This window comes from Halalkalibaculum sp. DA3122 (assembly GCF_043951865.1).
Classification (GTDB): Bacteria; Bacteroidota; Rhodothermia; order Balneolales; family Balneolaceae; genus JAMQKA01.
In genome coordinates, this window is record NZ_JBINJF010000066.1 from 1 (window position 1) to 6047 (window position 6047).

At 49.2% G+C, this 6047-nt stretch carries 5 protein-coding genes; 3 read left to right on the plus strand and 2 right to left on the minus strand.

Annotated features, from left to right (window positions below; translation table 11 throughout):
• Nucleotides 1–690 precede the first annotated feature (690 nt).
• The 3 genes from ACG2F4_RS18965 (at nucleotide 691) to ACG2F4_RS18975 (ending at nucleotide 3635) form a co-directional block, all read left to right on the plus strand.
• On the plus strand, nucleotides 691–2049 hold the full coding sequence (locus ACG2F4_RS18965) for a UDP-glucose dehydrogenase family protein (RefSeq protein WP_395262520.1): 1359 nt from the start codon (nucleotides 691–693) through the stop codon (nucleotides 2047–2049).
• 118 nt (nucleotides 2050–2167) lie between these two features.
• Nucleotides 2168–2578, plus strand: coding sequence for a four helix bundle protein (locus tag ACG2F4_RS18970; RefSeq protein WP_395262521.1), 411 nt, complete (start codon nucleotides 2168–2170; stop codon nucleotides 2576–2578).
• A gap of 85 nt (nucleotides 2579–2663) precedes the next feature.
• Complete coding sequence (locus ACG2F4_RS18975; protein ID WP_395262522.1) at nucleotides 2664–3635, plus strand: UDP-glucuronic acid decarboxylase family protein; 972 nt, start codon at nucleotides 2664–2666, stop codon at nucleotides 3633–3635.
• A gap of 443 nt (nucleotides 3636–4078) precedes the next feature.
• On the opposite strand, the gene ACG2F4_RS18980 is transcribed toward ACG2F4_RS18975, so the two are convergent.
• On the minus strand, nucleotides 4079–4708 hold the full coding sequence (locus tag ACG2F4_RS18980; RefSeq protein ID WP_395262523.1) for a DUF3365 domain-containing protein: 630 nt from the start codon (nucleotides 4706–4708) through the stop codon (nucleotides 4079–4081).
• A gap of 129 nt (nucleotides 4709–4837) precedes the next feature.
• Nucleotides 4838–5224 (minus strand): hypothetical protein, encoded by a 387-nt coding sequence (locus ACG2F4_RS18985; RefSeq protein ID WP_395262524.1) that lies wholly within the window; start codon nucleotides 5222–5224, stop codon nucleotides 4838–4840.
• Nucleotides 5225–6047: the final 823 nt, after the last annotated feature.

A 6047-nucleotide genomic window follows, 5' to 3' on the forward strand; every position in this document is an offset into this window, starting at 1 on the left:
CCGGCCGGGAACGAGCTGGTAAGGGGAACATCTACCATTCCCCAGCGGCTTTTTTGGTTCGTTTTTTGGCCGTACAAAAAATGAACAAGGAAGGATGATTAAGAAGCCTGAATGTGAAACAGGAGACAGTTTTCCCCAACCGAGGTGTCCCTTTTGTCTTGATACAAAAGGGACCAAAAGATCAAGAAGAATTTAACTCCTCGGGGCGGAGTTCGTTTGTTGCCGCTGTTTAGGTTCGTCGCCCGCCCCCCTCGTCAGACAGAAATTCTTCCGGTCTTGGGCATGATGCTATAACTCGTTCATATGAGATCCCCCTTCAGGACGTGTCCTCGAAATCCATAATCCATTATCCTTCATTCATAATCCTCCACTTCGCAGCATGCGTGGGGGGATAATAGAAACATTACTTGCCACAATAATCCGTGCTAGATAAAACCGCGAGACTTCCTTATAATCAACTGACCTTTTACGGGGTTGTAAAGGCATTGATATATCAGCGGTATAAGAGAGCGATAATTTCTGCGATCTCAACTATGTAATTATCTCCGGTGCAACCTTGTACGTGAAAGGAACGTGTTCAGGGCACATACTCCGGTTTTAGTTCTGCCTCCCGGAAACATATTTCCACGGCAGGATTACAACAGGATTGAAGGAGTCTTAAAATAAATTTATATCAAAATAACGAAGTAGATGAATATAGCAGTCATAGGAACCGGTTACGTAGGACTCGTTTCGGGTACCTGCTTTGCCGATTCTGGAAACCACGTAACATGTGTAGATATTGACCGGGAGAAGGTTGAGCAGCTGAACAACGGGCAAATTCCGATTTATGAGCCGGGACTGGAAACGATTTTTGCCCGCAGCCGACGGGAGGGGCGCCTGCATTTTACGACTGATATCGCAGAGGCGGTACCCGATGCCGATATCGTATTCTTGTGCCTGCCCACCCCGCCGGGGGGCGACGGTCAGGCCGACCTGAGTGCGGTGATGGCGGTAGCTAAAGAGCTTGGACCTATTGTGAACAGCTATACGGTCATCGTTAATAAATCGACCGTACCGGTCGGTACCGGCGACCGGGTGGAAAAAATGATCGGCGAGCATGTCGATCCCGAGCTGTTCGATGTGGTCTCCAACCCTGAGTTTTTACGCGAGGGGGCGGCGGTTGAAGATTTTAAATATCCCGAACGCGTGGTCATCGGCACCGGCAGTGAGCAGGCCGCCGAGATTATGACCACCCTCTACGAGCCATTTGTCCGCTCGGGCAATCCTATTATTGTTATGGACCGCCGCAGTGCCGAGCTAACCAAATATGCCGCCAACGCCATGCTGGCCACCAAAATTACCTTTATGAATGAAATTGCCAACATCTGCGAACGGGTTGGAGCCAATGTCGACCATATCCGCCGCGGCATCGGCACCGACTCGCGGATTGGCAAGCGGTTCCTGTTTGCGGGTATCGGCTACGGGGGCAGCTGTTTTCCCAAAGACGTGCAGGCGATCCACCATACGGCCGGCCAGCACGGCTACGACTTCCGGATTGTGGATTCGGTTATGAAGGTGAACAATGAGCAAAAGATCTCGATTGTCAAAAAAATGGAGGATTATTTCGGGACTGATGACTTTTCGGACATGACCTTTGGCATATGGGGACTCAGCTTCAAACCGGAAACCGACGACATCCGCGAGGCTCCGGCGCTATATATCGCCGACGAACTCGTCAAACGGGGAGCAACCCTGCGAGCCTATGATCCGGAAGCAATCGGCACCTTTAAACAGGCGACGACCCGGGAAGTGATCGACAACACCACCTTTGTCCACGACCAAAAAGACGCCCTTGTGGATATCAACGCGCTGGTGATCTGCACCGAATGGAACGAGTTTCGTCGTCCCACGATCGATGGACTGGAAGGATGGATTGAGGCCGATGACCCGGTTATTTTTGACGGCCGTAATCTCTATGACCTTGAACGGGCTCGTAAAGCCGGCATCACCTACATCAGCGTTGGGCGCCCGGCAGTTGGGACTAAAGAGCTGGAGCCGGCAGATTAGGCTTGCTTCTGGTGTTGAAATATTGATGCTGGACTACCGACTACTGACCACCGGCGACTGACTACCGACCACTGTCGTCGACAACTAAAGTATCGTTTAATTACCGGCCCCCGTAAATATGGGATTTAAATTTGAAGAACTTGAAATTTGGCAACAGTCACTCGACTATGTCGATTGGGTCTATGAAATTGCCGAATTATTGCCCCAAAGAGAACGATATAACCTCGCGGATCAATTGAGACGGGCAGCAACATCAATCTCATTAAATATCGCTGAAGGATCCACCGGACAAACTGACAGAGAACAACGGCGATTCTTGGGTATTGCGTTGCGGTCGTTAATTGAGACCGTGGCTTGTATCCATTTAATTGGCAAACGAAATTATTTTCAATCTGAAGAAGAAAAAAAGAAATTGAAACATCTATACAAAGAAGCGAACCATCTTGCTGCACGTATTCAAGCGATGCGAAATTCATTAACTGATCATGCAGGTGAAGAAGAAATTGATTATTTGACTGACAAGCGATAACTGACTACTAACCACGGACCACTGTCGTCTGTCGTCCGTCGTCAGTAACCCGCAGTCCGAAAACATAAATAAGACTAACAATATTTTGACAACCACTAATACAACCCAAAGCTCTGAAAGACCACGCGCCCTCATCACCGGCGGGGCCGGATTCCTTGGCTCGCACCTGTGTGACCGGTATATAAAAGAAGGGTATGAAGTTATCTGTATGGATAACCTGTCGACTGGCACGGCCGACAATATTGGTCACCTGATCGGGAATAAGCAGTTCACCTTTGTCAACTACGATGTAACCAACTATATCCATGTGAACGGTGATCTGGACCTGATCCTCCATTTTGCATCTCCGGCTTCGCCCGTTGACTACCTGGAGATGCCGATTCAAACCCTGAAGGTAGGGTCTCTGGGGACTCACAAGGCGTTGGGACTGGCCAAGGAGAAAGGCGCCCGGTTTTTGCTGGCCTCCACCAGCGAGGTGTATGGCGATCCGCTGATTCATCCCCAAAGCGAAGATTACTGGGGCAATGTGAACCCCATCGGCCAGCGTGGAGTTTATGACGAAGCCAAACGGTTTGCCGAGGCGATGGCGATGGCATACCACCGCTACCACGGGGTGGAAACCCGGATTGTACGTATTTTTAATACCTACGGGACCCGCATGCGCATACACGACGGGCGGGCGCTGCCCACCTTCATGCGTCAGGCACTGAGCGGGCAACCGCTGACGGTCTATGGAGACGGCTCGCAGACGCGGTCGTTTACCTACGTTGACGACCTGGTGGAAGGGATTTACAGGTTGTCGCAGAGCGACTATTCTGATCCTGTGAACATCGGAAATCCGCAGGAGGTTAGTATCCTGGAGTTTGCAAATGAAATTATTGAGCTCACCGGCAGCGACAGCGAGATCATTTTTGAGGAGTTGCCCAAAGATGACCCGCAGGTGCGCCAGCCTGATATCAGCCGGGCACAGGAGATCCTGGAGTGGGAGCCACAGTATTCGCGCAGCGAAGGTTTGTCCAAGACGTTGGCATATTTTAAGAAAAAAGTGCAGGTATAAGGAACGAGGAGCGCGCGGGCGATGACCTTGCAAAATGAGCTTCTACACGCAGATTATCAACAACCCGTTTTGTCAGGCTAAAAGAGGCTACCATCTTTTATTGAATAAGATGGTATCTTTTTCTCCATAAGATGGTATCTTTTTTTGTATAAGATGGTATCTTTTTTCACAGGAGTAATTACCCCGGATATTTAGCCCGGATTTCTCACGGGTATTTTGAATAATCATGGGGGGCTTTGGCTTTGAAAAGTCCTCAATCCCTCGTTCTGAGGGAGTTGTACTCCCGTTTAACAAGGTCATAAGGTCGGTGGTACAACCCACCTCCCAACAAAATAGCAGGTTCTGCAAAGGTTCCTGAAAACCAATAGCAAAATTACAGGCGTTGACTTTTTGAGTTCGTTTTTGTTCACACAAAACGGTCTCCCTCTGTCACGGAGGCAAAATTACTCTTCATCCACCTGTGGTTCCGCATCAAAATAGTCGGCCGGGAAACGGATACTCCAGATTCCCCGCAACTCACCAAGCGAAAACCCGGTCGCCTCATCCTCGGGATAAAGTTCCCGGATAACCTGCAGATCCGGCTTGGCAATATCGGTGGCGGGCTGTCCGTGACAGTTCAGGCAGAGCGGTCCGGCAATACGTATGGGAGCGTGATAGGAGATTGTTGAGCCGGAGGTATAAATAACCGGTTTCAAATCCCTGCCGGCTTCAATTTCCGACAAGTATTGTTGGATGGTTTGCAGTTCCAGGGAGTCGGCCCGGTTGGAAGGGTTGCGCGGTCGATGAGACGCTCTTCGAAGCTCAATGTCAAAGTGCGTGGAAAGAGAATCGGTCAGCGGCATCGCCTCGATATTGCAAAAACGGAGGGCGTTTTCCACGCCTCCCTCCGCCATCGCCTGCTGCAGGTTGGAACTCAGAGTTTTGAACGCCGCCTGGCTGATCATCTGTCCTTCAGATACCACAGCGGAGCTATCGATCGATATATCCCGGTTTGCTGGATGCTGACCCGGTTCTCCTCCGCAGCCGATTAGAGCGAGGGTAAGTACTGCCGTAAAGAATATTGAATATCGCATTTGCGTTTCCTTTCAGTGTTAACGGTATGTCCTAAGAATACAGTAAGTGGATTGCCGGAAAACCCGAGGAATGATGAAACCGCTGTAGTAAAATACCTTACACCATAAAGCGGATGTTATGAAAACGCCTCACAGTTCCCAGATATGATCAAACGGCATCTTGCATTGACGGGCGGTTTTTTCAACTGCATTTTTATTCCCGTACGAAGTGACAAGGATGAGGGCGGAGTTCCATTTTTTGATTGCAAATTCATGCAACAGTTTCAACGGCCCCTGCAGCCGGGTTAGATCAAGGCCATTGTCACAGACCAGTTCAAAGTAATAGACGAATCCGTTTTTCTGGGCGACAACCGACGGGGTGTAGGGTCGAATGTTGGCGGGAAAAGTGATCTGGTCGGGATCGGGGTAGATGGAATGCGATTTTACCCGGATATCTGAAAATTTCAGTTTGTTAAGCAGACGGATGAGATTCTCCGTCAGGTATCGCTGCTCTTTAAACTCTCTTCCTGTTTCCATGATGACCGTTCTTGATTTAGGTATCCTCCTGCAATCTCCCGATCAGCTAAAGCGGCAAGGATAGTGGCAGTATTGCAAGTATGGCACCAATATATAAAAATGAAATGTAACCTGTTTCCCCGAAGGGGGGTATTTATTTTTTGATATACAGAAAATGGACAGGGAAGGATGGTTAGAAAGCCTCAATAAGAAAAAGGAGCAGTTGTTTACAATAGAGTTGTGAGGCTGTCCCAAAAGTCAAGTCCAACAATCAGATTCCTAAAAAGTAAGGCACATGATTCCAATTGATTAGTCAATCCTCCTGTCCTCCTTCTCCAAGGAGGAACTCTCGGATTGCGATATTGCTCAAGATACAATATAGGCATTTTTGAAGTCCCTCTTGGAGAAGAGGGATTTAGGGAGATTGATATCACCTTAATTATTAAGGCACTCATTTCCTGGTTTGGACTTTTTGGACAGCCTCACGAAAAAAAGGCGGTAAATGGGGCACCCGCTGCAGCCTGTGCAGGCGTGGATGTTGATGGTCCGTTGCGCCGGTTGCCCGCTATCAAAGTTCTCACCGGCAGGCCATCCACCCCCGCCTGCTTCGGCTTCTGCGCCCCCATTCAAGGCCGGGAAGACCAGGTTATATATTTTGTAGCTCGCTCCCTCGTCAGACAGCACTTCTTCCGATATCTGAATAATTGCTTGACACGTTCATACGATCTCCCCTTCGAAATTCATTATTTCTAATTCTTCATTTTTCATTCCTCACTGAACATCCCCCTGCACCCCCTTCGAACATCATTTACCGCTTTTCCATCATAACTGCCACAAGGGGGAA